This is a genomic window from Ignavibacteriales bacterium (genome assembly GCA_026390815.1).
GTDB lineage: Bacteria > Bacteroidota > Ignavibacteria > Ignavibacteriales > SURF-24 > JAPLFH01.
This window is the reverse complement of the sequence record JAPLFH010000009.1, coordinates 114,907-141,804: the sequence shown is the minus strand read 5'-3', so window position 1 is coordinate 141,804 and position 26,898 is coordinate 114,907. Positions and strand designations below refer to the sequence as shown.

Genomic DNA, 26,898 nt, shown 5'->3' with positions numbered 1-26,898 from the left:
ATTTTCCAAAAAACTTTAGGATTTTTTCCCCGCAAGAATGATTCTAATTTATTAAATATCTGTTTTCTATGTTCCATCATTATTAAAAATCTATAAAAACTTAATCGTTCTTTTCCTTTCCTAACAACTTATACAATCCATATCCAAGCAAAGACAAACCAATAATTCCACCAGTAGTTTTTAAAACTTTTGAGTTAGCTAAATATTCTAAATTTATACCTGAACCAATTTGCTTCATTCCATGATCGCTGTAGATAGAATCCATAAACTCAACTCTATCTTTAAGTGATTTGAATGCTATGGTAATGTTTGAATTATCACCTGTTGGAGTAAATTTTACAGCGCATTTTTCTTCATCAGTTTCTTCAAGTTCATCAATGTTTTCAAATTCCCATTTACCTTTAAAGACTGCATAATTAACTACGCTTCGCTTCTCTCTGGAATATAGCGGGTCGCTAAAGACAAGAACCTTCTCTCCTTTTTCATTTATCGTTAGAGCAGGTCTACCAGACATTTCGTCTTTCGATATGTCAGTCGTTTCAACAGAAATTGTATCTTTAAGAGAATTAGAATCTTTTGCTTTTTCTCTTAAAATGTCATTGGTCTTTTCCAATTTAATTACCGGTTTGTTTTAAAATTTTCTTACATAACTACGATTAATATATGCAAAAGAAAATTATATTTCATTTAACAAAATAAGTTCCTTTTAAGTTCGTTGGTTGTTTGAAGTGGTTGTAAGATACAAAATATTTTTCGGGTTTATAAAGTATATATAATATCAACTCGGAATTTGTACGCTAGTATTTAATAAATATTGGTTGATAAATTTACGTAGATTAAACAAAAATGGGATAATCAAAGTATATAAATCCGCACGCTTAAAAGAATAATGTAATTGATAGATTAATTAGATTTTGAATTTTTAAATTTCATAATTGAAGTAGGGAAAAATGTAAATATAGAAACAGGTTCTTTTTTCCCTTTTACTTGTATTCTTTTTTCAAATGAAAAGACGGAAGCATTTTTAAGCCTTGCTAATGTTGCTTCTGTAATTGAAATTGAATTTGGAGAACAAAACTTTTCTATATGTGAGGCTGTATTTACAACTCCACCAATCACAGTTAATTCTTTTCTTTCAATCGTGCCGATTTCTGCCTGAATAACTTGCCCGCTGTTTATAGCAATCCTAACACTAATTGAATCTAATTTTTCTCTTACCCTTTTTTCATTTAAACTATCAAGAGCTATTAAAATTTTTTCTGCAGCCATAACAGCATCATTTGCATCTATAAAAACAGCCATTATAGCATCACCAATAAATTTATCAATGTCTCCAAAGTACTCTTTAGTTATTAATTCACACAAGCCAAAAAGTTCATTTAGCAAGGCAGCAGCATCTTCTGCAGAGTGTTTTTCTGAAAATGTGGAAAACTGAACAACATCTAAGATCAGGATCGTTAAATCACGCATCTTTGAAGTTCTTTTTACTCCATTTAATACCTGCGACATTACACTTTCTACAGTTGCACTCGAAACATATTTTTTTATCAGGTTATTAAATTTTTCCTGTAAAACTCTTAATTCTTCTTCCTGGGAAATATCTCTAAAGACTTCAATTGCACCAATTATATTTCCATCTTTATTTTTGATTGCAGATATATGTGACTTAACTGGAAACCTGTTACCATTTTTATGCAGCGGAAATATTTTAAGTTTATTTACTTTACCGTTGGTAAGTGTTTTATGCAAAGGGCAACCATTTTTACAAAGTGCTATACCATTTTCATCAATATGGTTAAGTATATCCTCAGAGCATTTATAGCCCAGTACTTCTTTTTGAGTATAACCAGTTATTTCCTGTGCTCCTTTATTCCAAAAGATGATTTTCTTTTCTTTATTAACTATGTAAATACCGTCAGTTATTCCATTCAGAATATAATCAAGTGTAGTTCCTTCGTTTGTCAAATAATCAAGAGATATTTCTTGCATTAATTTTTATCCTTAAAATCATCCTATTAAATTTTCAGTTAAATAATCGAAAATGTATTATAAATGTTAAACTCTTTATATGTAACTGAATTTAGCCGGGCTGTATTAATATTTCCCACTCTATTTGGTAATAATAAGTCCTCATATTTTACTTTTAACTTTTTAGTACGATTTAATTTTCAATTAAACAAAGTATTTATTAATCTTTAACCTAAAAATATGGTGCGAGTATTTGATTTAGGTCGTAACCTTTCCTACTAAGAATAATTCTATTGGAATAAAGGAAGTCAAAAATATTTTCTGTAGGAATTGCCTTAGAAACACCATACTTAACATTTACTCTTTTATCTACAAAAAGATCACCTCTATAAGGAACTAACGGATTATGTTTTGAATAATTAAATTCATCTGTTGGTTTAAGAACATATTCATAATCGGCAAACATAGTTTTAACCATACCAACAAGTTCAAAATTGGGGACTCCATCGCGGATAGCTAAAATTATTCCACCGCTAAATCCTTCATTAAAATTTGCATCTACTATAAAAGAAGAATTCTTATCTCGATTAGGACTACTAACCAACGCTTTTGTTAAAGTTTTAGTACCCATTGGAAATCCAAACAAGTAAACAAAAGTACCCCATTCTAATTCCTTTGCCTTTCCAAAAGGATATTTGAAACAAGGAACAGTGAATGTCGGTGATTTTTTAAATTCTTTACCTAATAATGCTACATCATAATTTTCATCCTTACAAAGAACAACCAAGTCTCCCCCCTCAGGTAGATCAGGGATATAAATATCCTGCCGTTCTTTTATTAAGATTGCATTTAAGTATGGTAAATAGTTACCAAGAGAATCATTTTCAAAGGAGTAAATAGTATCAACAAAAGTTATAATATGTGAACAGGTAAGCAGCGCAATCTTATTAGCTTCAGAATAAATAATTGTGGCAGTTCCTGCAGCAGTTCTTTCTGTTTGTCTTGTTTGAATTGTGATTTTTTCTATTAGTGAGTCAGTTAGTTCTCCCTTTTTTATTTTACTACCTTCTTTAAATATATGAACTTTATAGTAGGTAATACAATTTACAAATTTTATTGTTTCGCTAATTTCCTGAAGTTGTTTTGAGCACCCACGGTATGGAAATTCAGAATCATATTGCCCATCGATTAAAGTTGGATAAGCTTCCTTAAAAATAGAACCAGAACAAGATAATGCAAAAACAGAAGCAATAATAAAGAGTAAATACAAAATATTTTTTGAAGACTTCATTTAAAAACCTTGGACAATTTCTTTTGAGGAAATTAAGAATTCTTTAAATAATAAACTAATGTTACTCAAATAGTGAAACAGTAAACCTTGGTTACCAAGTCTACAGATTTAATTTTTTTACACTCTGACTTTTAATGTAACATTAAATTTCAATTGGGTTTTGTTTTGAGTAATTATTTACTCTGGAATGCATAATTCAAGATTTTGTAAACAAGTTTAGCTGCAACAAAATTGGATGAAGCACTTCCTTTTACAGGCGCTAATTCAACTACATCAAAACCAACAATATTTTTTTCTTTTCCAACAAGCCGCAGTAAGTTCATTGTTTCATCCCAAAAAAGTCCGCCAGGTTCCGGTGTGCCGGTAGAAGGTAATAGTGATGGATCGAATGCATCAACATCAAAAGTAATATAAACATTTTCTTTAAGATGATTAACAATTTCACTTTGCCAATCAGCGCCATATTTGTTAAGTCTTATATCGCGAGCAAAAAAAGTTATAATTCCATTTTCCTTAATATATTTTGATTCTTCGATACATTGCGCTCTAATTCCAACCTGAACAATATTATGTGTAAACTCAGCAACTCTTGCCATTACCGAAGCGTGGGAATAAATTGAATCTTCATAACTCTCTCTCAAATCTGAGTGTGCATCTAATTGAAGAATTGATAGTTCTGAATATTTCTGAAAGTGAGGCTTTATTGTAGCAGAAGATATTGAGTGTTCGCCACCCAAAGTAACAACAAATTTTTTATGATCAATTAAATCTTTAACAGCACTGCTAATTAATTTTAAGGATTTTTCAATGTTTAACTTTTTGAAATTTAATGCAGGCAAGGAGCAGATTCCTTTTTCAAAAACTAATTCACATTCAAGTTCTTCATCATAAAATTCCACATAGTGAGAAGCTTGTAAAATTTCTTCTGGTCCTTTCGAAGTTCCTTTACCATAGCTAACTGTTTTTTCAAATGGAGCAGAAAGAATTGCAATTTGGGAGTTATTAAAGTTGGAATATTTTTTTTCTATTCCTAAAAAATTCTTTTTAATATTTAGGGTTTTCATAACTAAAAAATTCAATTTAATATTTTACTTAAAAAAACTTCTCAGGGAAAATTTTCCATCAATAAATCCAAAACGCAAATCCAAGAATTTATCTTCAGCTTCTTCAATCGAATCAAACACATAACTCTTTTTAGAAATACAAAGAGTGAGTAAATATTTTTTCTTCTCTACTATGTATTCCCCCTTTTTATCATGTAGGATTTTCAAGGATCCGTTGTGGGATTTTACACCTTTTATAAAATCCATTTCATTATTTAAATTGATCCCACTCATATGCCCCCGCTTAATAAGATGAAATTAAAAATTAATTTTAAATAAAAAATAATTTAGAAAACTAAATCTCGGAACTATTTTTTCTGAGTCGGAAGTTTATCATCAAAATTTAGATAATGCCCAAGTTTGTCCCTTTTAGTCTGCAAGTATTTTCGATTTTTATCGTTAGGCTTTATTTCCAGCGGAACTCGTTCAACAATCTCCAATCCATAACCATTTAGTCCAACAATTTTTTTAGGATTGTTAGTTAATAGCTTCATCTTTGTAACACCCAGATCTAATAATATCTGGGCACCAATACCGTAATCACGTAAGTCTGCATCGAATCCAAGTTCTTCATTAGCTTCCACAGTATCCTTGCCTTCATCCTGCAAAGCATATGCACGTATTTTATTTGCCAAACCAATTCCTCTTCCTTCCTGGCGCATATAAACTAATACACCTTTCCCCTCTTTATCTATTTTTTCAAGAGCAGCATGTAACTGGTCATGGCAATCGCATCGGAGAGATTCAAATACATCTCCTGTCAAACACTCTGAATGAACCCGCACAAGAACAGGTTCATCAGAATTAATCTCCCCTTTAACAAGTGCTACATGTTCTTTGTTATCCAAAAGGCTTTTGTAAAGATGAAGATGAAAATTTCCTTTTTTAATTGGGAATTTTACATTTGCTTCTTTTATAATCAGTTTTTCTTTTTTTATACGATATCGAATTAATTCTGCAACTGTTAGAACTTTTAATTTGAATTCATTTGCTAAATTGGTCAAATCCGGAACGCGAGCCATTGTACCATCCTCTTTAAGAACTTCGCAGAGAACGCCAACTGGTTGAAGTTTTGCCAATTTGCATAAATCAACAACCGCCTCCGTATGTCCTGCACGGCGCAAAACTCCTTCATCAAAAGCACGGAGAGGAAAGATGTGCCCAGGACGTGCAAAATCTATATCTATTGCTTTAGAATCAGATAATTTTTTTAGAGTGATTGCCCTATCCTTTACAGAAATTCCAGTTGTAGTTCCATCAATAGCATCAACAGTAACTGTAAATTGCGTACCATGCAGTGCAGTGTTAGAATCCACCATAAGATTAAGTCCGAGTGCATCTAAACGAGTACCAGTCATCGGTGCGCAAATCATACCTCTACCATACTTCGTCATAAAATTAACAATGTCTGGAGTTATAAATTCAGCCGCGCAAACAAAATCACCTTCGTTTTCACGCTCCTCATCATCAATTACAATAATTACCCTCCCCTTCTTGATTTCTGAAAGAGCTTCTTCAACACTACAAAACATTTTATTTCCAATATACTTTTAGAATTATTTTACAACAGAAGCAATCGCTGATTTCTCGAATTTAATTTTGACATTATCACTTACCTGAATTAAGTAAGTCTTATCTTCCAGTCCGATAACTGTTCCATGGATACCACTACTTGTAACAACTTTGTCTCCTTTCTGGATATTGCTGAGCATTTTCTCTCGTTCTTTAGCTCTTTTCTGCTGCGGTCTGATGATCATAAAATAAAAAATTGCAAAGATAGCACCAAACATAATTAAAGTACTTACCATACTTCCACCACCGCCACCTTGGGGAGCCATTGCTAATAATAATTCCACTTAATCCTCCTTAATAGAATTTGTGTTTAAAGATATGTTTTTAATTTTTTCCTGTTTCCATTTATAAAAAGATCCATCTATTATTCTTTCCCTGGCTTCCATTACAAGTCGTAAATAAAAGTGAAGATTATGGATGCTTGCAAGTTCCAGTACAAGTATTTCCTTAGCAATATAAAGATGCCTTAAATATGCCCGTGAATAATTTCTACAAGTATAACAACCACATTCCTTATCCACCGGATTAAAATCATCTTTATACTGGGCATTGCGCATAGAAAGAACACCAGAATTTGAAAACAAGTAAGCGTTCCTTGCGTTTCTTGTCGGCATAACACAATCAAACATATCAACACCACGTTCAATCGCTTCCAAAATATTTTCCGGTCTGCCAACACCCATAAGGTAACGCGGTTTTTCCTCAGCCATTAATCCGGTTGTATAATCAACAATATCATACATTGTTTCAGTTGGTTCGCCAACAGCTAAACCACCAATTGCATAACCGTCAAAATCTAATTTACTTAAATCATCGGCAGATTTTTGACGTAATTCCTTATAAACACTGCCCTGAATAATACCAAAAATATATTGTTCTTTTCCATAAAGTGGTTCAGTTCTTTCGAATGCATCTTTGTTCAATCCAGCCCATTCCGAGGTTAACTCCATTGATTTTTTTGCATATTCATATTCGCACGGAAATGGTGTGCATTCATCAAGCGGCATAATAATATCTGAACCAATGCTTCTCTGAATTTTAATAACCTTTTCCGGTGAAAAAAAATGTTTTGAGCCATCCAAATGAGATTTGAATTCAATTCCATCCTTCTTCATTTTTCGTAATTCGGAAAGACTATAAACCTGAAATCCACCGCTGTCTGTAAGGATTGGTTTATTCCAGTTCATAAATTTGTGCAGTCCGCCAGCCTTTTCAATTATTTCTGTTCCAGGTCGTAAGTAAAGATGATAAGTATTTGAAAGAACAATTTGTGCCTTAATTTCATCTTCAAGTATTCTTTGATTTACAGCTTTTACTGTACCTTGCGTTCCAACTGGCATAAATATGGGAGTTTCCACTATGCCATGATCGGTTTCAAAATATCCTGCTCTTGCCTTGGAATTTTTATCTTTACCAATTACCTTAAATTTTAGCAAACCTACCCTTATGAGTTCAAAGACGCTATTTTTTGCTTTAAAATTTACGTTAATTTTGGAAGGAATGCTATATAAAAGGCATACTACAATTCCTGCAAATGTAATTCAAGTAAATTGAAAATCTTTTTAACTTTTTTTTTGAAAGATTTTCATCTTAACAACAATAGTTTTATTTTGACAATTAAAATTTACTATTGTTTAAATGAAAATATTAATTATAGTTTCCGTTTTGCTGGGAGAATTATTAGCCCAGAATAAATTTAATCCTGAATTGGAAAGGAAAAAAAACTCCATTCTCTTTCAAAAAATGGATGTTACATCTTCGGTTTCTTTTCAATCTAAGCAAACTTCTTCAACTGTTACAAACAAAGATTCTTCCATTTATCAAAAAACTTTTTTCCCTGATGAAAGAATATTTCCTAAATTTTTGGCGGATGGAACTGCACAACAATTTTCTTTAAATAAGAATGCTTACACGCGAAGATGGATTGGAAGTATTGGTGGAATTCAAAGATTTTATGAGTTGAGATATGGTGACATTATATTCCAAATTGGACTTGGTGCTACCGTATATGCCAGCCTTATTAGAAGACCAGATATGCTGGAAGTACAAACTGCTTGCTTTTTTGTTGATGTGCCAATTGAAATAAAATTATCTGAAAAACTTTCACTTCGCACTGGTTATGGACATTACAGCGCTCACTTAGTTGATGACGGAATTGAAGCATTGAAGATTACAGCAATAAATTATGCTAAAGATTTTGTTCCTTTTTTTGCAGCTTACAAACTTTGTTTTATAAACGGATTTGTATATGGTGGACTAAGATTCGATACTTACACTATTCCGGAATATAATAAACGATGGAACTTTCAATTTGGTGGCGAAGGTGGAAATATTGAAATTATAGATGGTTTACGGATTTATGGTGCGATGGATATTAAACTTAAATCAGAAGTTAATTATGCTTCAACACAAAGTTATCAAATCGGGGTAAAGTTTTTAGAGCAGAACTCACACGCTATTCGTATTGCATATACGTACCGGACAGGAATTGAAGACCGCGGACAATTCTATAAAGATAAAACAGATTTAAGTCTTTTCGGAATATTTTTCGACTACTAAAATGAATCAATTTAAAAATACTTTCTTGCAAATATTCTTCTGTTGGATTTTATTACTTCCAGATTTTGCAATTGCACAACCTGATACTAATATTGATTTAACCAATTCATTCTGGTCAAGACATAATCTTGCAAAGGTTGGAACTCTTGGTATCGCAGGAGGAACTCTCATCTATTCCTGGGGAGTATGGTGGAAAAATGATTATAAACCATTTAAATTTTTTAATGAAGAGACAGAAGTATTTGATGCTAACCTTGGAATTGATAAAGTTGGGCATACCTATACTTCATACTTTATGTTCCATGCAGTTGATGATATCTTAAAATGGGGAGGAAATGATCGGGAATCAGCTTTTTGGTGGGCAACGGGTATTTCGGCTTCACATGCTTTAATTATAGAAATTGGTGATGGGTTTAGTAAGTATGGATTTGATTGGCGGGATCTTATTGCGAATTGGTCCGGTGTTGGTTATTCCATGCTTCAGGAATCGGTTCCCTTCTTTAAAAATTTTCAGATGAAGTGGAGCTTATATTATCCTTTGAACAAGCATGCTTTTAAGGTTAATGATTTATATGATTATCATATTTATATGATGTCTGCTAAAGTTAATGAACTATTACCTGCAAAATTAGAACCTTACTGGCCAGATTTTCTTCAGGTTGCATTTGGTTATAGTGGCGCCGATAATGTAAATAGAAGAGAATATGTTTTTACTTTTGATTATGATCTTGAATTACTTCCGTTAAATGGTAAAGACTTTACTTTATTAAAATCATTGATCAATATGTTTCATCTTCCAGCACCAGGTGTAAAATTTTCCAAAGGACACAAACCGGAATTCAGTTTATTACTTTTGCATTGATTAACCGATTACATCTGTCTATTCATTATAGGATTTCCAAAAACAGATTTGTAAGGAATGGAATCGTAGTAAATCTTTTTTTAAAAAATTATCCAAAAACGTTTTAAAAATTGCTGTTAGTGATATACAATAAAAATAGCAGTGAGAACGTATAAAATTAAATTCACAATCATTGGAACATCGGTTAGCATAACTTCCGTTGCATTTTCTCCTTTGCTTTTTATATAAACAAGGTACATAAATCGGAATATGCCAAATACAACAAATATTGTTGTATAAACTAAACCTTCACTTTTAACATATAGAATTGTTCTTTCCGAAACAGAATAAAGAGCATAACAGATTATTACACCAGCAGCGCTAATTGTAGCCATCTGCTCAGTAAATCCAACCGAATATTCTGAAAGAACTTTTCTTGTAGCGCTTGAATTCTCTGAAATATTTAAGTTCAACTCAGAACGGCGTTTCATAATTGCCAAAAATAAAGAAATGAATAATGTAGTTAGTATTAACCAGCTTGAAATATAAACTGAAATTACAAATGCTCCCGCCATAACTCTTAACATAAATCCAGCAGCTATGCTCATAATATCTATGATTACAATTTGCTTAAGTTTTAGTGAGTAAGCGATGTTCAATACAATATAGCCGGTTAGTGCAAGTATAAATTTAATGTTAAGGTATGAGCAAATAAAAATGATTCCAACCGATATAATGGAAACTACAATGATTGCATTTTTTTTGGAAATTCTTCCGCTTGGAATCGGTCTATTTTTTTTTACTGGATGAAGTTTATCGAGCCGGATATCAACTAAATCATTTATTATATAAACTGTGCTGGAAGCAAGACAGAAAGAAAAGAATGCAAGTAAAACAAGATAAAAATTGGATTCAACAAATAATTGCTTTGCAAAAAGTATAGGAACAAAAACAAAAAAGTTTTTTATCCATTGTGGTATACGCAGCAACTGGAAATAATTCTTAACCATTTAGAATACGGCAACCTCCTGGTAAGTACCAAAATGTTTTTTTAATTCATCAACCATCTCCCCCAAAGTTACATAATTTTCTGCTGCATTAACAAGTACAGGCATTAAATTTTTTCCGTCTGATGTTGCATTAGAAATTTCTATTAATGAATTTTGAACTGCTTCGTTGTTTCTGCTTTGCCTTAATTCTGCAAGCTGCAGCTTCTGTTTCTTTTCTACTTCCGGTGAAATTTGTAGTAAAGTTATTTCCACTTTTTCATCTTCCTCAATAAATTCATTCACTCCAACAATAAATTTTTCTTTTTTCTCCAACTCAATCTGATATCTGTAAGCAGCATCAGCAATTTCTTTCTGAAAATAACCAGCTTCAATAGCTCCAATTACACCACCGAAGGAATCTATCTTTTCAAATATTTCGTAAGTCTGCTTTTCCATTTTATCGGTTAAGGTTTCGATATAATAACTTCCTCCAAGTGGATCAACTGTATTTATCACTCCCGTTTCATAAGCAATTAATTGCTGGGTTCGCAGAGCAATCTTTACAGATTTCTCACTCGGCAATGCAAGAGTTTCATCCATTGAGTTGGTGTGAAGAGATTGAGTTCCTCCAAGCACACCTGCCAATGCCTGGAAGGCTGTCCGGATAATGTTATTCTCCGGTTGCTGTGCTGTTAAAGTGCAGCCAGCAGTTTGAGTATGAAATCTTAGCCACCACGAGCGCGGATTTTTTGCATCGTACTTTTCTTTCATACGTTTTGCAAAAATCTTTCTTGCTGCCCGGTACTTGGCAATCTCTTCAAAAAAATCAAGGTGGGAATTAAAGAAGAATGAAATCCTCGGTGCAAAAGAGTCCACATCCATTCCTCTTTTTATACAAGCTTCGATATATGCAAAACCATCGGCAAGAGTAAATGCAAGTTCCTGTGCTGCGGTTGAGCCAGCTTCCCGTATATGGTATCCGCTTACTGAAACAGGATTCCATTGCGGAACTTCATTTGTACAAAACTCAATCATATCCGTAATAATCCTCATAGAAGGATTTGGCGGATAAATATATTCTTTTTGAGCAATGTATTCTTTTAAAATATCATTCTGAAGTGTTCCGCGAAGATTTTTAAAATCAACATTTTGCTTTTTTGCTACAGCAAGATAAAAAGCAAAGATCATAGCTGCAGGAGAATTGATCGTCATTGATGTTGAAACTTGATCCAATGGAATTTTATCGAACAGAACTTCCATATCCTTCAAGGATGAAATTGCAACGCCGCAAATACCAACCTCACCTTGGCTTTGTGCTGAGTCGGAATCATATCCCATTAAAGTTGGTAAGTCGAAAGCAACTGAAAGCCCCGTCTGTCCGTGGTTCAGCAAATAATGGAATCTTTGATTTGTATCTTCCGGCGATCCAAATCCTGCAAACTGGCGCATTGTCCAAATTTTTCCACGGTAACCATTGGGATGTATACCTCGTGTGTAAGGGTATTCTCCCGGAAATCCAATTTCATTTAAGTAATTAATGTTTTCAGTATCATCAGGACTGTAAAGAACCTTGGTTGGTTCACCGCTTACAGAAGTATACTTTAACCCCATCGTAGGTGAAGAATTTGCTTTTGCTAAATATCTATCTTTCGATTTTTTATATTCTTCGTTCATAGTGCCCTCTATGTTGATGAATAAGTTTCTAATAATTATTTCATAATTAAGTTACAAAAATATTTTTGTTTGATATTATTAACATTAAAAGCTGCAGATTAGTTTAGATCGATTGAATTATTTTGATAAGAAACTTTGTTCGAAAATTTATCAACGAAATCTGGGAATAAAAATAAGTTGGCTGATCAGGACGTTCTTCCAAATCTCTTGTCAAATTCATCCAATGGAATCTTGATAACAATTGGTCTACCGTGAGGACAAGTATATGGTATTGATGTTGCAAATAGTTGATCAACAAGTAGCCGCATTTCTCTATCGCTTAATTTATCGCCGGCTTTTATTGCTGCTTTACATGCAAAGGATGCTGCAAGACTATCCTGGTCTCCCTGGTTTCTTTCCTTCTGATTCTTGTTATATTCTTCAAGAATATCAAGCAGAATAGCTTCTTCGGTTCCTAATTTTACATCCTGTGGAACTCCATCAATTACTATTGTATCTTTACTAAAGAACCGGATTTCAAATCCAAGTTTTGTTAAAAATGGTTGAAGTTCTTTTAACATAGCATATTCACCAGCATCCACTTTGATTGTTTGAGAAAAGAGAAGCTGTTGAGAAAATGGCATATTTGCGTCAAATGCTCTTAAAGCTTTTTCATACAAGATTCTTTCGTGTGCAACATGTTGATCTATAATCATCAAACCGCTTCTGATCTGCGAAAGGATATATTTATTATGCAATTGTATTATGAAAGATGATTCCATTCCCTGCTGATTTTTAGTTTTGTCAGTAGCATCAACTTCTGTTTCTTTATACTCTTTTTCCTGCAATCCAGGCGTATCTGTTGAACTTATTACTTGCTTCCTATTATCCATGTTCAACGAACCAAACAGTGCATCAATTTCATTATCACTTAAAGATGTTTTATTATAATCAGTATGCCTGAATGAAATATTTTTATTATCTAAAGCTGGTCGGTCAGAAAAATCATTCCGGTTTAGTTTAACAAAACTGTTATAGGCAAGTTTTTCATTTTCATTTTTATTATCTACAAAGGACATCGTGGGTACCAGGTCGTGGCTGGAAATACTTTTTTTAATTACAGCATGAACAAAATTGTAAACATCTCTTTCATCTTCAAATTTAATTTCCAGTTTGGAAGGATGGACATTTATATCTACTCTTTTAGGATCTAAATCAAGGAATAGAACAAAGAATGGGTAATCACCTTTTTCCAATAGATGTTCATAAGCGTTAAAGACAGCATGATTTATCTGTTTGCTTATCACATACCGATTATTAACATACAGATACTGATCGCCTTTATTCTTTTTTAAAAAATTTGGTTTCGCTGTATAACCAGTCATATTTATGAAATCGGTAAGTTCTTTAACTTCAACAAGAGCATCAAGCATGTTTTCCGCAAATACAGCTTTGATTCTATCTTCTTTAGAACCTGCAGGAAGATCGAATATTAAATCATCATCATTGTATAATTTAAAACTTATGGATGGCTGACTTAAAGCTTCCCGCTTGAAGGTTTCAATTATATGCTTCAATTCTGTTGCATCCGACTTCATAAAATTTCTTCTTGCTGGAGTGTTAAAGAAAAGATTTTTAACAATGATGGATGTTCCTTTAGGATAAGCACCTTTTTCCTTTGAAATGTTTATTCCATCATCTGTCCGGAGATATGTCCCGACTTCTTCTGTTGGCAGATGTGTTTTAATTTCAATCTGGCTTACTGCGGCAATTGAACTTAATGCTTCTCCTCTAAAACCATAAGTACTAATTGCTTCCAGATCTTCATATGTAAAAATTTTGCTGGTAGCATGCCTCTGAAGGCTTAATAAAGCATCATCTTCTGTCATTCCCTCACCGTCATCAACAATTTGAATAAACACCTTACCAGCCCGTTTAACTATCAAATCAATATTTCTTGCACCAGCATCAACCGAATTTTCAAGCAATTCTTTAACAACAGATTCAGGTCTTTGTACAACTTCTCCAGCTGCTATTTTGTTAGCAATATTTTCCGGCAATATTTTAATTTTATTTTTATCCATAATCTTAATTTTAAAATATTGAAAATATAATTCGGGAATTATTCCGAGCAATCATTCCAATATTCCAAGTTTCATTTTTCCTTTCTTTTATAATTAACGATTGTAAAATCTGCAAACTTAACATTAGATACTTCTTTCCATTTGTTTAAATCAATATCCGGAAAGTAAACATCACCATCAGCTTCAAAATTCATATTAGAAATCAATAATTCATCGGCTTCATTAATGCTTTGATTAAAAATTTCTCCACCGCCGATTATAAAAACTTTTTCCGACCTTAATACTTTTTCGCAATAAAGATATGCTTTTTCTAAATCATTAAAAACTTTTACACTTTCGTCAGGTGGAATAAAATTCGGATCTTTTGAAAGTACAATATTCGTACGTCCATTTAATGGATTAATAAGAGATTCAAAAGTTTTTCTTCCCATTATTATTGGAAACCCGAATGTGGTGTTTTTGAAATGTCTAAATTCAACATCGGAATGCCACAGAATTTTGCCCGCTTTACCAATTACCCCGTTTCTTGCGACAGCCGCTATAATTATTTTTTTCACGTAATTTAATTTTTGAAATTAATAAACTAGCGAATCCATTTTTTTTGCTGCAAGCTCAATTATGAAAGTACTCCCTTTACCCGGCTCACCTTCTGCCCATATTTTACCATTGTGTAAGTTTACTATTTCTTTTACAATCGAAAGTCCCAATCCAGTTGAAGACTCACCACCGGTAGGCTTTGCAGATAATCGTTGAAATTTTCCAAAAAGATTTAGTTTATCTTTATCCGATAATCCTGGTCCTTCATCTCTAACTCTAATCTGAACTTTTTCATCATCTCCAACCAATGAGATCCAAATCCTTTTATTACGGGGAGAGTATTTAACAGCATTGCTGATTAGATTATCTATTGCCTGGCGCATCCAATTAGAATCAGCTAAAACGTCATATACATCATAAGAAGAAAAAATAATTTCCTGTCCTTTCAACTTTGCGCTTGGAATATTTTCATTTGTTACTTTCTCTGCAAGCTCATTTAAATCAATCTGTTCCAAATCCAGCTTTAGTTTGGTGCTTTCAACAATAACTGATTCTAATATTTCCGTTATTAATGTAAGCATTGTTAAAGATGATTCATGTATTAGTGTAACCATTTTTACAACATCTGGACTAAGATTTTCTTCTTCTAAAATCATTTGAGAAAAACTCATAATAGTTCCTAAAGGATTCTTAAGATCATGTGCTGCAATACTTAATAAATCACTTTTCAATTCATTTGCACTTCGTAAATCTGAATTTGATCTTTCAAGTTCTTTTTTAGCTTTTTGAGTTTCTCTTAATAATTTTTCTACAACTTCTTTTTCGTCAACAAGTGCTTTCGTTTTTTCAGAAACTAATTTCTCCAGTTCTTCTTTTTGAGCAAGTAAATAATGGAATTTTTTCTTTTGCACACTAAGAATTACAACTACCACAAGCAAAATTAATAGTATCCCATAAACTGTATACATCCACCACGTTTTATACCAGGGTGGGATTACTCTAAAATGGAATTCAGTAATATCACTCCACAAATAACCAGATTGTTTTGCTTTAATCTGCAGAGTATAATTACCTTCCGGCAGCTTTAAATAATCAATTTGTGTTTGAGTTGAAGGTTTAAACCAATTTTCCTGCCGTCCAACCAACCTAATCTGATAATGAATTCTATCAGGAAAGCTAAGTGAAACATAATTTGCTGTTAAATTAGAGTTGCTAATAAATTCCAGATCATTTTGCGTTATTGTTACAGGTTGGTTGTTTATTGAAATATTTAATAATGTCGGCATTGGAGTTTTAGTAATTTGAAAACTTTCCTTTTGCCAATATGCTAAACCGCTGGAAGTAGCAACCCAAATTCTGTTATCTTTGTCAAACGCAATACCTCTTGGTGCAATTACAGAATTAGGAAGTCCATCTTTTTGATTAAATGAAGTTATCTGACCATTAATATTAATTAATAAACCTTTCTCCGTTCCAATCCAGATTTTATTTTTATCCACAAAGATAGCTTTGCTTAAGGGAATATCTGAATAAACACTGGTATTCAAATCGATAACCTTCCGATTTTCTATTTTGAATAAGCCTTTATTTGAAGCAATCCAAATTATGTTTTCATTTGCAACATAAAAATCAGAAATGATTGTAGACTCCCCAAGTTTTTTATTTTGAGAAATATCAACAACTAAAAATTTATCATGTGGTTTATCGTATCTAAGGAAATGAAATTGTTCATCGCAGCTAATAAAATAAATTTTCCCATCTTTCGTAGTTTCCAGAATTTGTGATTTACCAACGAAATTAATTACATCATATTTTTTGATGTTATTGTTATTATCTATCCGAATTATATTTTTTGTTACTTCATCAATTCCCCAAAAATTACCATCTCTATCAGATGCAAGCGAAAATAATCGGCCACCGAGCTGCTGCTGAGAAAATAATTTTTCCTTCTGATCTTTAATATGAGCTAATTCACCATTTCGGTATGATATCCATAATTCATTACCATACAAACAAAAACTTAATATTCTTTTCCCCTTACTGTTATGGATCCGTTTATATTCAAATTTTTTATCCTTCTCAATAACCTTATAAATATATTCCTGGTCAGAGAAAAATATTTCTCCATTGTCCGATGCCGTTAAAACAGTTATGTAAGAATTGCTTGTTTTTTGAATATCTTCTTCATATTCTGATTTAGCAAATGTGGTTTTTAGAATTAACCCTAATCCAGCATCCGAGCATACCCACACTGAATTTTCTTTATCCAGGAATAAATTATTGACAGTCTGAAATCCAAGTTCATCAAGATTTACCAATTGATTTGTTTTAGTTTTCCAAAGGTACATCCCACTTGTCCAGGTACCGATGTAATAATCACCATTATTATTCACCTTAAATGATGATACTGGAGCAAGTGGTAGAACTAATCTTGATGTTACTTTTTTGAAATTGTTTTCGAAAGTTAATTTCAGAATTCCAAAACTGGTTCCGGCAAGTAAAGAATTATCTTTCTGAAAAGAAATACAATTTATATAGAACTGTTTTTGTGAAGGTTCATAATCTAATTTAATAAACTTGTCCTGCTCTTTATTAAAGAGGAATAAATAGCCCTGCCAAGACGAAACAATTAAATTTCCCGCATTATCTTCCGCAAAGGAAAAGGATCTGGAATAACTATCGGTAGTATATTCATGAGCGAAAACGTACTTTTTTAGTTTACCATCTTTGTAAAAAACAACTCCGTTATTATCGCTAATCCATAGATTTTTATTTTTATCAAAATAAATTGATTTTGGATAAAACAAACTTGTATCTGTTTTTAAAGTGTAACCTTTAAGCAATGGAGAATATAGGAATTTATTTTCATGTTGGGTTATGTATCCAACTCCAAGATCTGTCGAAATAAGAATTTCTTTTAAAGGTGTAATTGAAATATCTTTAATATAAAGTGAAGGTAAATTAATATTTATAGAAACAAAATTTTTTCCATCGAATCTTACAACGCCCGCATCTGTAGCAATCCAAATAAATCCGTTTGAATCCTGAACGCAGGCTTTTGTTAAATTACTGGCAAGACCATTCTCATCACTATAATTAATAAAGTTAAAGCTCTGCCCAACAATTAAAGTTGATAAGGAATAGAATAAGAGGAATAGGAATATTACTATTTTTGTCTTTTTCACTTTATTTGTTAGTTTAATTTACAATTCGAAATTGAGTTATAATTTTATAATTAATTACCAAGGAGATTTAATTTTAAGCTTTTCCAATTTCTCCTCAAATTCAAATAATTCCCTGTTTTGTACTTTTTTTGTTCCATCATCTTTTAACCACCCAAACTCTTTACCATAATTTGTTATCATTTCATTTTCATTATTTATCATTGCTGTAATTATTTTTATTTCAAGACCAGAAAAAGTCATCGCATTCATCTGATAATCCCAGAAAGCCTGCCAGGTAATTGGGCACCATCGTTTTACAATTTCGTTGCAAATAACTTCAGCATATTTTCTAATTTCTAATTGTGCATTTACTTCCATTCTAAGTTCCAAAAAGTGAAGCAAATTATGAAGATCAATTTTCCAATAAGCTTCTGTGTATGTGGAAAGAAGAAGATCTTTTCTCGCCTGTTCACGAGCAACTCCAGCTTCAATTCTCTTATTATAAACATCACGGGTCATTTTGTGAAGTTCAGATTCTCTTTGAGTTAATTCTTCTCCAGTATCTTCACTTAAAAATCCTTCACTTCCCTGCCTGTTTGTAATTGCCTGCTTTCTCCATTCTTCAGGAGCGGTTGTTTCCGCGGCATCTATTGCAATTGAATAACGAGTAGAATATTCATTTACGTTTGCTGTGCGATGGCGGATCCATTGGCGCCAGCAATCCATTGGAACCCGTAAGTGTAATTTAATTTCACACATTTCCAATGGAGTTGTATGTTGATGACGAATTAGATACCTGATAAGTGCTTCATCTTCTCTTAGCTTCTTTGTACCTTTTCCATAAGAAACTCTGGCAGCCTGAACAATTGATTCATCGCTTCCTAAATAATCTATTACCCGAACAAATCCATCTTTTAGAACTTTGAATGGAACGCCAAGTATTTCATCTAAAGCTGGGACTCTTAGTTTTTCAAGCTTTTCAAAATTTTCCGTCATTGATTTTTCCTTTACTATCTTTTTATTTTTTTTAGAATTTTATTGTTAAATATAATGCTTAAAATCGTAGTGCAAAATAGAAGAATTAATAGACTAATTGTTTGATAAGTATTTTTTAATAATCTCTTCGCTGGCTAAATGAATTCCTTTTTTAATTTCTTTAATTGATTCATCCTTGCTTCTAAAGAATTCAGACAATTCAATAAAGTAGATGTTGGCATAATTTTTCAGTTCACCTATATCCTTTACAATTCCACAGCAAACAAAAATTGGTTTCCCAGAGCTTTTATACTTATCAATTACAACAGAAGTAGCTTTATCAAAAAAAGATTGCGAATCGAATTGTCCTTCACCTGTAATAATTAAATCAGGTTTTATTTCATCGTTAATTCCTAAATCTTCGGTAATAAAACTTTTTGCAAATTTGTATTTAGCATCAAGAAAATAATAAAATGCTCCGGCAAGACCACCACCTGCACCACTTAAATTATTTTTCTTTTCACCGGTAAGAATATCAACAATATTTCGCAATCCTTTTTCCAATTCCTCAACAACTTCAGCAGAAGCACCTTTTTGTGGAGAAAATATTCTGCTTGTTCCGGATGAGCCGAGCAAAGGAATATTAACATCAAGGATAACTTCGATATCAAATTCAAATACAGGTTTCTTCCATTCAATTCTTTTTACATTTGCAAAATATTTTGGTAGTGCTGCAAGTTCAATATCATTTTCATTAAAAATTTTCATCCCAAGTTGAGCGCACATTCCAATTCCAAAATCTGTTGTACTTGTTCCACCAATTCCAATAACTACTTTATTTAAATTGATTTTATGTGATTGTTGCAATTCTGAAATTTGATTAAACAATTCTCCCATTCCTTTTGAACTAAGAAAAAGTGGTAAACGATTTTCTGCTGGAACTAATTTTAGTCCAAGTACTTTGGCTGATTCAATAAAAATAGTTTTTAATTTTTCAGAATAACCAATCGGGCAGTTAATCTTTTCATTATTGTACGGTGTTGTAATTTGGAATTGAATAATTTGTAAATCGAAAAGTTCTTTGCATACATCAAGAAAACCATCTCCTCCGTCAGAGATGGGTTTACTAATAATTGAGAGATCAAATTTTCTTAATTTGGAAAGTTGGTGTAGTGCTTGAGTAAAGTAACTTGCAATTTCTACAGAACTTGAGCATTCCTTAAAACTATTTGGAGCTAATAAAATTTTCATTTTAACGAAACTGGAAAATTGGATAAATTGAAATTAGCAACCGAGTAGATTGAATTATAAATAATGATCATGTAATATTGAATGTACAAATTCTTGAATTCAATATTATTTTACTATTTCCTTAAAAGCATTAAGCAACTTAGTTTTTGTTTCCAGCAAATCCTGAGAAATAACTTTCACTTCTCCTATTACAGGCATAAAATTCATATCACCATTCCAGCGCGGAACGATATGAAAATGAATATGCTGGTCAATTCCAGCACCAGATACTCTTCCTAAATTTGCACCAATGTTATAACCATCCGGATGTATTGCAATCGCGAGCGCTTTTACTGATAGCTGTAAATTTTTCATCAACTCAATATTTTCTTCCTGAGTTATACTTGAAAAATCATCTGTATGCCTATAAGGGATAACCATCATATGTCCATTGTTATATGGATATAGATTTAAAACAACAAATGTAAGTTTGTCTTTATACACGATAAGATTATTTTTGTCATTCACATCTGATTCTTTCTGATTGCAGAAAATGCAGCTATCAGGTTTTTTCCCATCAGCAAATGAATCAATATATTTCGAACGCCAAGGTGACCAAAGTCTATCCATTGTAACCTCTCAACTGTATAAAATAAATAACCCCGACTAAATCGGGGTTATTAAAATAGATTTAATCAAAAGAAATTATTCTTCTTCTTTCGATTTCTTATACTCTTCAATTACTTTCGCTTCAACTTCCTTTGGAATCTCTTCGTAATAAGAAAATTTTGCTTTATACATTCCTCTACCGGAAGTTAAACTGCGGAGGTGTGTTGAATATTTATAAAGTTCGGATAAAGGAACATTTGCCTTAATAATCTGGAATGGACCATCTGAATCCATTCCTAATATTTTTCCACGACGGCTAGAAAGATTTCCCATAACGTCACCCATAAATTCATCTGGTACTTTTACTTCAACTTCATAAATAGGTTCAAGAAGTACTGGTCTTGCGTCCAGGAATCCTTTTTTAAATGCTTGCGCACCGGCGATCTTGAAAGAAATTTCATCTGAATCAACATCGTGGAATGAACCAAAGTAAAGTGTTACTTTAATATCAACCATTTTAGAACCGGATAAGATTCCTTTTGTCATTGTTTCGATAATTCCTTTTTCAACGGCAGGAATAAATCTACCAGGAATTACACCACCAACAATTGCATTAACAAATTGGAAATCGCCACCGCGTGGTAATGGTTCCAATTTTAAGAAGACGTGACCAAATTGCCCGCGCCCACCGGATTGTTTTTTATGTTTGTATTCAGCTTCATCGCACCTGCCTTTAATTGTTTCTCTGTAAGGAATTTTGGGTTCTTTCAAATCAACATCAACTCCATAACGATCTTTTAGTAATTTAACAGCAAGCTGCAACTGAAGTTCTCCTTGTCCGGAAGCAACTGTCTGGCTAAGTTCAGGATCGAATTTGGAAATGAATGTTGGGTCTTCTTCGTGCAAAGTGTGCAAACCTGCAGAAATTTTATCTTCATCCCCTTTAGCTTTAGGAACAACTGCTTCGTGAATGATTGGATCCGGAAATACAATTGGATCTATAATAACTGCAAAGTTTTTAGATGAAAGTGTATTGTTGGTATGTGTATCTTTCAATTTAACTACCGCACCAATATCACCAGCTAAAACATGCGCAATATCCTGCCTGTTTTTTCCGTTCATCATAAATAACTGACCAAGTCTTTCTGTCTTTACATTTGATTGATTAATAAGATCGAGTCCAGGTGTTACAGTTCCGGAAAAAACTTTGAAAAAAGAAAGTTCTCCAACATGTTGTTCCAACAAAGTTTTAAAAATAAATAAAACAGGTTCAGCTTTTGCATCACAAGGTAGAGATATTTTTGTTCCCTTATCTTTTAATTTAGCTTCAACATTTCCTCTTTCTAAAGGAGTTGGAAAATACTTATTCACAAAATCAATAAAATTATTTACGCCAACACCTTTAGTTGCCGATATAGCAAATACCGGGATAAGACTTCTCTTCAATATTGCAATTTTTAATCCCTGGATTAATTCTTCATCAGTCAATGTACCATTCTCAAAAAATTTATTCATTAAATCTTCGCTGGATTCCGCAATCTTTTCAACTAATTCTTCTCTCAATTTTTCTACATCTGCTTTTTTGTCGGCAGGAATTTCTGCTTCCGTTACTTTCCTACTTCCTGCATCTCCATAAGTATAAGCTTTCATTTTCAAAATATCGATTACAGTATCGAAGTTCATTCCTTCACGTACCGGATAAGTTATAACTGTAACATCCGGATGCAAAATTTCTTTAGTTGATTTTACCGTTTCAGCAAATTTGGAGTGCTCATTATCTATTTTGTTGATGATAATTGCTGCGGGAAGATTATAGTTTTTTACAAAATTCCATGTTGTTTCAGTTCCAACTTCAACACCTTCTGCTGATTTGATTATTGAAACAGCAGTATCAACAATTCTTAGCGATCCTTTAACCTGACCGACAAAATCAGAATAACCAGGCGTATCAATAAAATTTATTTTGGTGTTATTCCATTCAATATGAAGCGGAGCAGCAGTTATTGAGATTTGTCTTTCGATTTCGTTTGGATTATAATCTGATACAGTATTTCCCTCCTCAATTTTTCCAATTCTATTTATTTCGCCGGCAGTAAAAAGGATTAGTTCAGACAGTGAAGTTTTACCGCTTCCACCATGCCCAATGAGCGCAATATTCCGGATTGCTTCCGGTCCGTATTCTTTCAAGTGACCTCCAGAAATTTTTAATTCAACGAATCAGTTATTTTCTTTTGTAAGTATCCCAAAACGCCGAGGCACCTTTTGATGCGCCTTTAAGTTTTCTATACAGATCGGCAATAGGAGAATCTTCAAAGCTTTCTATAATTTTTTTATCAATGTTCAGAAGACTTTCTATTTTTACTTTAACTTGATCAACGAGATTTCCTAAAGTCGAAACTTGATTGTCGATGACATTTGAAACACTTGCAATGCTGTCACTTATCGAATTCAAATTAGACAGAACCGGATCAAAATTTACTTTTAGTTGATGAACGTCTTCCTGTAATTTTTCTATTGCAGTTGCACTTTTCTTTAAAAATTGGATTAGGTATACATACAAGAAAATTGTAGCAACCAATAGTAACGCAATTAAAATATTTATTAGTATTTCCATTATTGACGCTTAAGATTTAGTTTCACTTTTATAGGCATCTACACCGGCTTTGAAAGCGCTTTTAAGTTTTTCGCTTTCCTTAGCAACTGTTTCTTTTCCACTGGAAACATAATCAACAGCCTTGCTTTTTGCTTCAGTTAAAACTTTTTCTGCATCCTGAAGTAATACATCAACTTTTGTTTTAGCATCTGCTACTAATCGTTCAGATTTCTTTTTACCATCGTTTATTATTTCCGTAGCTTTTTGCTTGGCGGTTACTAAATATTCCTGTGCATCATCAAGGAATTCATCAGTCTTTTCTTTTAAATCACCTCTTAATTCTTTACCACTCTTTGGAGCATAAAGTAATGCGATGATAGCACCAATTGCAGAACCAGCCAGGAAGCCAACCAATAGTCCTTTTCCCATACCGTTATCTCGAGACATAAGTCCTCCTTTTTAAATTATAATTTTGAGGTAAAATTACTAAGGATGTGAGTGAAAATCAAATGGAAGAAAAAACATTAAACTCTTCAAATTTACCCAATGGATAATCGTAGGTTTAATTTTACAACAATTTAACTTAAACAATTACATTGCAATGGAATATCTGGTTATCAGGATAATTGGATTATTTATATCTAATAATTTTAGAACACAAATCTTCAGCGATATTATAAAATAATTTCAGCTAAAACCGGGTAATGATCCGAAGGAAGATAGCCATCAAAAGAATCTGAGAGAGTTCCATGGGATAAAACTGTAATTCCCTTTCTTACAAAAATAAAATCAATCGGCTCTTTCGGTTTTGCATTAAGATCAAATCCGGTAAACGTTCCACTTGGACCAAAAGGTTTGCCTTTGGTAACTGAATGGGAATCTACCAGTTTTAAAGATGTGTCAATATCTGAAGTTGAAACAATTATTTGGTAAGGTTCTGAATCAGGAGTTGAATTAAAATCGCCTGTTAATATGATAGGATAATTAGAGCAAAGAATTTGCATTTTTTTCTTAATGAGTTTTGCGCTTTCAAATCTTGCTATTGTTCCTTCATTATCTAAGTGAGTGTTAAACAAATAAAATGCTTTATCTGTTAGTTTGTCTTTAAACTTTCCCAAAGTAGTAATTCTTTGATATGCTGCATCCCAACCTAAACCAGGATGTTCCGGTGTGTTCGAACACCAGAAAGTTGAAGTCTCTAATGTATCAAATCTGTCCTTACGAAATAAAATGGCAGTGAATTCTCCTTTTTCTTTTCCATCATCCCGTCCAACACCAAACCAACCATACCCAGGTAACGATTTCATAATAAAATCAATTTGATGTTTTTGTGCTTCCTGGAGACCAACCAAATCTGCTTTATAAAATTCTATCATGCTTGTAAGATTTGCCTTCCGATTTTTCCAGATATTTTCTCCATCATCCGGACTATCAAGCCTTATATTGAATGTCATTACTCTGATAGGCTGTGGAAATACACTTGCTGATATTATGATAAATATGAATAGTATTGTGGCAAATGATTTAATATATTTTTTCATAAATAATTTACTTTGGTTACAGATGGTTATAGTCAACAAACCTCTCAAAGGAGAGGTTTGTTGTACTTGCTATAAATAACAACAAAAATTTACTTTAATAACATCAATTTCTTAACACTTTGGAATGAACCAGCTTCAATTTTGTAGAAGTAAATTCCGCTACCAAGACTACCTGCATTAAAACTTACAGTATGGTTGCCTGCTGTTTGATATTGATTTACTAAGGTTGCAACTTCTCGTCCAAGAACATCAAATATTTTCAATGTAACTAACTCAGGATTTTGAAGCGAATATGTAATCTTAGTTGACGGGTTGAACGGATTCGGATAGTTCTGAGCTAAGTTATAACTGTTTATAATTTTTGTATCATTAACATCATCAGGAATCATTTTGTTACCAATCCATGTCCATAACCAGCGTGTTGGGTCTTGCCAGGATTGGTCTTCATTATAAGGTGAATAAGTGAAAACTACTTCCCTGTCACCAGTTGCATCAGCATCATTAATTGAGAAATCAACCGGGATTTTCATTCCTTCTTGTGGTACAAAAACACTATCCTTTGCTCCAGTGTAATAATAATTTCGTTTTTTTGCTATATCAACGAATGGAATTTTTGCTTCAAACATATATCCTGTAGGAAACTTTTCTGTGAAGTAATAATTAGGACCGAGCAATAATAAACTATCGCTATAGAATGTGGTAACCCTTTCTTGATCAAAGCGAATTTGATAATGAGGAGTTGCACCACGTTCGTAACTGTCAAAGAAAGTTCTGTGAGAATCAAATAAACCGATGAAAAGATCGACACAGTCGTTCATCCAAGGATCATTAGTTGCTTTCCAAGAGTAAATATCATCTGTAATATCTGCAGCAAAGTAAAAGTTATCTTTATCCATCGCAAAGTAAGCAATTCCACTTATATCTGCGTCACCATCAAAGCTTCCGTTTACAGCAGGAAAACCAGTTCCTTCCGAAAAAATAATTCTAAATTGAGGGACGGATGCCCATTCTGCCAAATCTCCATCTGCTTTGAAATTAGCAGGTGCAGAGTTTGCTATAGTTGGAACTCCCTTTCCTTTATTAATAGTTGGCGTATTCAAATAGAACGGTTCAGAATAATTACCTGCATAATCTTTACAAACTATAGCATAGTAATAAGTTAAATCCTGGTCAGTGCCTGCTGAGCGAAGAATTTGTTCCTTGGCTTGTGTGTTTTCCGGAATACCTAAGGTAAGTACTTCCGCCTTAGTTATATCAGTTATCGGTTTTTCAGAATAATAAATGTCATAAACCTCGCCATTTTCACCTGGCACATCAGTCCAAATTACTAAATTCTGATATTCTAATGGACTGACTGATAAATCGCTTACAGGGTTTGGTGGAGTAACATCAATCTCATGGAAACTTCCTAATGCAAACACTTCCTGGGCGGTAAGTGCATGGTCCCAAATTGCAATTTCGGCACAATCAATTACACCGTCTTCTCCATCATCATCATCAAAAATAAGGAGTAAATTATCAAGCGCAAATCTACCATCTATAGCCTGATTTGCTCCATCGTTAAAAAGCTGACCATCTAAATAATATTTGTACTGCGTTCCATTTTGAACTACTATAACCAACCTGTACCACTCATTGGTAACAATTGTGTGTTCAGAATATCCGGTTACACCCACTCCAATATTACCGGATGGATTTATAAAACAATCTCCGTCACTTCCATTTGTTGTATCTGTTTGGAAGAAACAATGCCAGATGTTCAACTCAGGAATACGAAAATCAATTTGGATGCTGTATTCATTTACACGAACACCACCTCCATTAGGCTGAATACCATGATATAACTTATAGTAGCTTCCGGGTCCTATTTTTACCGCATTGTTTTGGGAATCTGGTCCAGCAATAGTTTGATGTGTTCCAACTAATTGCAAATCATTTCCAAAACCTATCTCAGCTTTAAGCGGATTAGTTTGATCGTCAAATTTCCACCAACCTTTTCGGGTGGATATTTGTGGATAGAAAAAAGAACTGGATGCTACAAAAAAAAGCAAATAAAAAAATGTAATGCGTTTCATTTTGCACCTTACTAAGATTAATTAATAATTCAGATTGACAAATTTAAGATGATTTTTCTTAGTGAGAAAAAACTGATGACTAATTACGTCAATCCCTTGCTTGAAGTACTTTGA

General features: G+C 32.9%; 23 protein-coding genes. 2 read left to right on the top strand and 21 right to left on the bottom strand.

Going from position 1 to position 26,898, the window contains the following annotated elements; genetic code table 11:
- Positions 1 to 100: 100 nt before the first annotated feature.
- From NTX22_04095 to tgt, 8 genes are all read right to left on the bottom strand, one after another.
- A complete protein-coding gene (locus NTX22_04095) occupies positions 101 to 613 on the bottom strand; it encodes a hypothetical protein (GenBank protein MCX6149689.1) in 513 nt (170 codons plus the stop codon).
- A 290-nt stretch (positions 614 to 903) separates the two neighbouring features.
- Positions 904 to 1,989 carry an adenylate/guanylate cyclase domain-containing protein gene (locus tag NTX22_04090; GenBank protein MCX6149688.1) on the bottom strand — a complete coding sequence of 362 codons (1,086 nt, stop codon included), beginning with the start codon at positions 1,987 to 1,989 and terminating at the stop codon, positions 904 to 906.
- 211 nt (positions 1,990 to 2,200) lie between these two features.
- Positions 2,201 to 3,259: a serine protease gene (locus NTX22_04085; GenBank protein MCX6149687.1), complete on the bottom strand. Its 1,059-nt coding sequence runs from the start codon at positions 3,257 to 3,259 to the stop codon at positions 2,201 to 2,203.
- A 173-nt stretch (positions 3,260 to 3,432) separates the two neighbouring features.
- The gene (gene speB, locus NTX22_04080) at positions 3,433 to 4,323 is read right to left on the bottom strand and encodes an agmatinase (protein ID MCX6149686.1); all 891 of its coding nucleotides are present in this window, start codon (positions 4,321 to 4,323) and stop codon (positions 3,433 to 3,435) included.
- Between the two features lie 24 nt (positions 4,324 to 4,347).
- Positions 4,348 to 4,596: a hypothetical protein gene (locus NTX22_04075; protein MCX6149685.1), complete on the bottom strand. Its 249-nt coding sequence runs from the start codon at positions 4,594 to 4,596 to the stop codon at positions 4,348 to 4,350.
- A 74-nt stretch (positions 4,597 to 4,670) separates the two neighbouring features.
- Positions 4,671 to 5,894 carry a bifunctional 3,4-dihydroxy-2-butanone-4-phosphate synthase/GTP cyclohydrolase II gene (locus NTX22_04070; protein ID MCX6149684.1) on the bottom strand — a complete coding sequence of 408 codons (1,224 nt, stop codon included), beginning with the start codon at positions 5,892 to 5,894 and terminating at the stop codon, positions 4,671 to 4,673.
- A 24-nt stretch (positions 5,895 to 5,918) separates the two neighbouring features.
- Complete coding sequence (gene yajC, locus NTX22_04065; GenBank protein MCX6149683.1) at positions 5,919 to 6,218, bottom strand: preprotein translocase subunit YajC; 300 nt, start codon at positions 6,216 to 6,218, stop codon at positions 5,919 to 5,921.
- On the bottom strand, positions 6,219 to 7,370 hold the full coding sequence (gene tgt / locus NTX22_04060; GenBank protein MCX6149682.1) for a tRNA guanosine(34) transglycosylase Tgt: 1,152 nt from the start codon (positions 7,368 to 7,370) through the stop codon (positions 6,219 to 6,221). It lies immediately after the preceding gene.
- Between the two features lie 202 nt (positions 7,371 to 7,572).
- Here tgt and NTX22_04055 point away from each other — a divergent pair, with 202 nt between their 5' ends.
- Together NTX22_04055 and NTX22_04050 are read left to right on the top strand one after the other, a co-directional pair.
- Positions 7,573 to 8,493 carry a DUF1207 domain-containing protein gene (locus tag NTX22_04055; GenBank protein ID MCX6149681.1) on the top strand — a complete coding sequence of 307 codons (921 nt, stop codon included), beginning with the start codon at positions 7,573 to 7,575 and terminating at the stop codon, positions 8,491 to 8,493.
- Between the two features lies 1 nt (position 8,494).
- Positions 8,495 to 9,355 (top strand): DUF2279 domain-containing protein, encoded by an 861-nt coding sequence (locus NTX22_04050; protein ID MCX6149680.1) that lies wholly within the window; start codon positions 8,495 to 8,497, stop codon positions 9,353 to 9,355.
- A 116-nt stretch (positions 9,356 to 9,471) separates the two neighbouring features.
- On the opposite strand, the gene NTX22_04045 is transcribed toward NTX22_04050, so the two are convergent.
- From NTX22_04045 to NTX22_03985, 13 genes are all read right to left on the bottom strand, one after another.
- Positions 9,472 to 10,344: a decaprenyl-phosphate phosphoribosyltransferase gene (locus NTX22_04045; GenBank protein ID MCX6149679.1), complete on the bottom strand. Its 873-nt coding sequence runs from the start codon at positions 10,342 to 10,344 to the stop codon at positions 9,472 to 9,474.
- On the bottom strand, positions 10,345 to 11,997 hold the full coding sequence (locus NTX22_04040) for a methylmalonyl-CoA mutase family protein (GenBank protein ID MCX6149678.1): 1,653 nt from the start codon (positions 11,995 to 11,997) through the stop codon (positions 10,345 to 10,347).
- Between the two features lie 185 nt (positions 11,998 to 12,182).
- Positions 12,183 to 14,060 (bottom strand): DNA mismatch repair endonuclease MutL, encoded by a 1,878-nt coding sequence (gene mutL / locus NTX22_04035; protein ID MCX6149677.1) that lies wholly within the window; start codon positions 14,058 to 14,060, stop codon positions 12,183 to 12,185.
- Between the two features lie 71 nt (positions 14,061 to 14,131).
- The gene (locus tag NTX22_04030; protein ID MCX6149676.1) at positions 14,132 to 14,617 is read right to left on the bottom strand and encodes a dihydrofolate reductase; all 486 of its coding nucleotides are present in this window, start codon (positions 14,615 to 14,617) and stop codon (positions 14,132 to 14,134) included.
- 18 nt (positions 14,618 to 14,635) lie between these two features.
- Positions 14,636 to 17,782 carry an ATP-binding protein gene (locus NTX22_04025; protein ID MCX6149675.1) on the bottom strand — a complete coding sequence of 1,049 codons (3,147 nt, stop codon included), beginning with the start codon at positions 17,780 to 17,782 and terminating at the stop codon, positions 14,636 to 14,638.
- Between the two features lie 54 nt (positions 17,783 to 17,836).
- Entirely contained in the window at positions 17,837 to 18,757 is a 921-nt protein-coding gene (gene thyX / locus NTX22_04020) for an FAD-dependent thymidylate synthase (GenBank protein ID MCX6149674.1), read from the bottom strand.
- A 93-nt stretch (positions 18,758 to 18,850) separates the two neighbouring features.
- Entirely contained in the window at positions 18,851 to 19,987 is a 1,137-nt protein-coding gene (locus tag NTX22_04015; protein ID MCX6149673.1) for a glycerate kinase, read from the bottom strand.
- Positions 19,988 to 20,092: 105 nt separating this feature from the next.
- A complete protein-coding gene (locus tag NTX22_04010) occupies positions 20,093 to 20,596 on the bottom strand; it encodes an HIT domain-containing protein (GenBank protein MCX6149672.1) in 504 nt (167 codons plus the stop codon).
- 75 nt (positions 20,597 to 20,671) lie between these two features.
- Positions 20,672 to 22,762: an elongation factor G gene (gene fusA, locus NTX22_04005; GenBank protein MCX6149671.1), complete on the bottom strand. Its 2,091-nt coding sequence runs from the start codon at positions 22,760 to 22,762 to the stop codon at positions 20,672 to 20,674.
- A 34-nt stretch (positions 22,763 to 22,796) separates the two neighbouring features.
- Complete coding sequence (locus tag NTX22_04000; GenBank protein ID MCX6149670.1) at positions 22,797 to 23,189, bottom strand: hypothetical protein; 393 nt, start codon at positions 23,187 to 23,189, stop codon at positions 22,797 to 22,799.
- A 9-nt stretch (positions 23,190 to 23,198) separates the two neighbouring features.
- Positions 23,199 to 23,615 (bottom strand): YtxH domain-containing protein, encoded by a 417-nt coding sequence (locus NTX22_03995; protein ID MCX6149669.1) that lies wholly within the window; start codon positions 23,613 to 23,615, stop codon positions 23,199 to 23,201.
- Positions 23,616 to 23,842: 227 nt separating this feature from the next.
- On the bottom strand, positions 23,843 to 24,709 hold the full coding sequence (locus NTX22_03990) for an endonuclease/exonuclease/phosphatase family protein (GenBank protein ID MCX6149668.1): 867 nt from the start codon (positions 24,707 to 24,709) through the stop codon (positions 23,843 to 23,845).
- A gap of 89 nt (positions 24,710 to 24,798) precedes the next feature.
- On the bottom strand, positions 24,799 to 26,784 hold the full coding sequence (locus NTX22_03985; GenBank protein ID MCX6149667.1) for a T9SS type A sorting domain-containing protein: 1,986 nt from the start codon (positions 26,782 to 26,784) through the stop codon (positions 24,799 to 24,801).
- Positions 26,785 to 26,898: the final 114 nt, after the last annotated feature.

What these genes read in the sequence shown, in the direction of transcription:
- NTX22_04090 (MCX6149688.1), bottom strand. Translation starts at nt 1,989, where the DNA reads ATGCAAGAAATATCTCTTGATTATTTGACAAACGAAGGAACTACACTT.
- NTX22_04085 (MCX6149687.1), bottom strand. Translation starts at nt 3,259, where the DNA reads ATGAAGTCTTCAAAAAATATTTTGTATTTACTCTTTATTATTGCTTCT.
- speB (MCX6149686.1), bottom strand. Translation starts at nt 4,323, where the DNA reads ATGAAAACCCTAAATATTAAAAAGAATTTTTTAGGAATAGAAAAAAAA.
- NTX22_04075 (MCX6149685.1), bottom strand. Translation starts at nt 4,596, where the DNA reads ATGAGTGGGATCAATTTAAATAATGAAATGGATTTTATAAAAGGTGTA.
- NTX22_04070 (MCX6149684.1), bottom strand. Translation starts at nt 5,894, where the DNA reads ATGTTTTGTAGTGTTGAAGAAGCTCTTTCAGAAATCAAGAAGGGGAGG.
- NTX22_04055 (MCX6149681.1), top strand. Translation starts at nt 7,573, where the DNA reads ATGAAAATATTAATTATAGTTTCCGTTTTGCTGGGAGAATTATTAGCC.
- NTX22_04050 (MCX6149680.1), top strand. Translation starts at nt 8,495, where the DNA reads ATGAATCAATTTAAAAATACTTTCTTGCAAATATTCTTCTGTTGGATT.
- NTX22_04045 (MCX6149679.1), bottom strand. Translation starts at nt 10,344, where the DNA reads ATGGTTAAGAATTATTTCCAGTTGCTGCGTATACCACAATGGATAAAA.
- NTX22_04040 (MCX6149678.1), bottom strand. Translation starts at nt 11,997, where the DNA reads ATGAACGAAGAATATAAAAAATCGAAAGATAGATATTTAGCAAAAGCA.
- mutL (MCX6149677.1), bottom strand. Translation starts at nt 14,060, where the DNA reads ATGGATAAAAATAAAATTAAAATATTGCCGGAAAATATTGCTAACAAA.
- thyX (MCX6149674.1), bottom strand. Translation starts at nt 18,757, where the DNA reads ATGACGGAAAATTTTGAAAAGCTTGAAAAACTAAGAGTCCCAGCTTTA.
- NTX22_04015 (MCX6149673.1), bottom strand. Translation starts at nt 19,987, where the DNA reads ATGAAAATTTTATTAGCTCCAAATAGTTTTAAGGAATGCTCAAGTTCT.
- NTX22_04010 (MCX6149672.1), bottom strand. Translation starts at nt 20,596, where the DNA reads ATGGATAGACTTTGGTCACCTTGGCGTTCGAAATATATTGATTCATTT.
- NTX22_04000 (MCX6149670.1), bottom strand. Translation starts at nt 23,189, where the DNA reads ATGGAAATACTAATAAATATTTTAATTGCGTTACTATTGGTTGCTACA.
- NTX22_03995 (MCX6149669.1), bottom strand. Translation starts at nt 23,615, where the DNA reads ATGTCTCGAGATAACGGTATGGGAAAAGGACTATTGGTTGGCTTCCTG.
- NTX22_03990 (MCX6149668.1), bottom strand. Translation starts at nt 24,709, where the DNA reads ATGAAAAAATATATTAAATCATTTGCCACAATACTATTCATATTTATC.
- NTX22_03985 (MCX6149667.1), bottom strand. Translation starts at nt 26,784, where the DNA reads ATGAAACGCATTACATTTTTTTATTTGCTTTTTTTTGTAGCATCCAGT.